Source organism: Micromonospora trifolii, from assembly GCF_022229005.1.
In the GTDB taxonomy this organism is placed as follows: domain Bacteria; phylum Actinomycetota; class Actinomycetes; order Mycobacteriales; family Micromonosporaceae; genus Micromonospora; species Micromonospora trifolii.
The window spans coordinates 1-1,325 of the sequence record NZ_JAKKFD010000067.1 but is presented as its reverse complement, the minus strand read 5'-3'; the positions used below and the strand labels follow the sequence as shown (position 1 = coordinate 1,325).

At 68.3% G+C, this 1,325-nt stretch carries 2 rRNA genes and 1 pseudogene; all 3 read left to right on the top strand.

Features of this window, described 5'->3' with window-relative positions:
• Positions 1–91: ribosomal RNA gene (locus tag NIE79_RS32060) — 23S ribosomal RNA — on the top strand; the annotation flags it as partial.
• 84 nt (positions 92–175) lie between these two features.
• Positions 176–292: ribosomal RNA gene (rrf, locus tag NIE79_RS32055) — 5S ribosomal RNA — on the top strand.
• A 391-nt stretch (positions 293–683) separates the two neighbouring features.
• Positions 684–1,325 (top strand): annotated as a pseudogene (locus NIE79_RS32050) (hypothetical protein); the annotation flags it as partial.

The following is a 1,325-nucleotide window of genomic DNA, read 5'->3' as shown; positions in this document are numbered from 1 at the left end:
CCCCAGCTAGACGACTGGGTTGATAGGCCGGAAATGTAAGCCCGGTAACGGGTTCAGTTGACCGGTACTAATAGGCCGAGGACTTGACTACTAAGCTGCTACGCGTCCACTGTGCAACTCTGAACAAGCGAACACCCGTGAAGTATGCCGGTGTTGTTTGATATGTTCATAGAGTTACGGCGGTCATGGCGGAGGGGAAACGCCCGGTTACATTCCGAACCCGGAAGCTAAGCCCTCCAGCGCCGATGGTACTGCACTCGTGAGGGTGTGGGAGAGTAGGACGCCGCCGGACAATCTTCCAGTCGAGGGCCGCCCCATCCGGGTCGGCCCTCGACTGCGTAGCGCCATTGGTGGCGCAATCAGGAAGGATGTACCTGTGAGTTCAGGACCGCAGGGCGGAGACCGTCCCCGTCGTTACGAAGACCGTACTGACGGTGCGGGCGGAAGCGACCGCGGCCCGCGCCGCGATGACCAAGGCCGGCCCCCGTACCGGGGAGACCGCGACAGCGGCGGCGGCGCCCGAGGCGGATACGCCGGCGGCCGCGACTCTGGCTCCCGTGGTGGTGACCGGGACAACTCTCGCTCCAGCGCCCCCCGTGAGGGTGGCTACCGCGGCGGCGACCGCCGCGAGGGTGGCGACCGCGACGGCTCGCGCTCCAGCGCTCCGCGCGAAGGTGGCTACCGTGGCGGCGACCGTGATGGGTCACGCTCGGGTGCTCCGCGTGAGGGCGGCTTCCGGTCCGGCGCTCCCCGTGAGGGTGGTTTCCGGGGCGGCGACCGGGACGGTTCGCGTTCCAGCGCTCCGCGCGAAGGTGGTTACCGTGGCGGCGACCGCGACGGTGGTTTCCGTGGTGGCGACCGCCGTGAGGGCGGTTTCCGGGGCGGCGACCGCGACGGTTCGCGTTCCAGCGCTCCCCGTGAGGGTGGTTTCCGGGGTGGTGACCGCGACGGTTCACGTTCCAGCGCTCCCCGTGAGGGTGGATTCCGTGGTGGTGACCGTCGTGAGGGCGGTTACCAGGGCGGCGACCGCACTCGCTCCGGCCCGCCGCGTGAGGGTGGTTTCCGTGGTGGGGACCGCGAGGGTGGATTCCGTGGTGGCGACCGTCGCGAAGGTGGCTTCCGGGGCGGCGACCGGGACGGTTCGCGTTCCAGTGCTCCCCGTGAGGGTGGTTTCCGGGGTGGTGACCGCGACGGTTCGCGTTCCAGTGCTCCCCGTGAGGGCGGTTTCCGGGGCGGGATCGGGAGAGAGGCGGGTAGGGAAGGAGGGTAGGTCTCGGTGGGCGGCGGAGCAGTATAAAAAAAAAGGGAGGAGAGATATGGAGGTG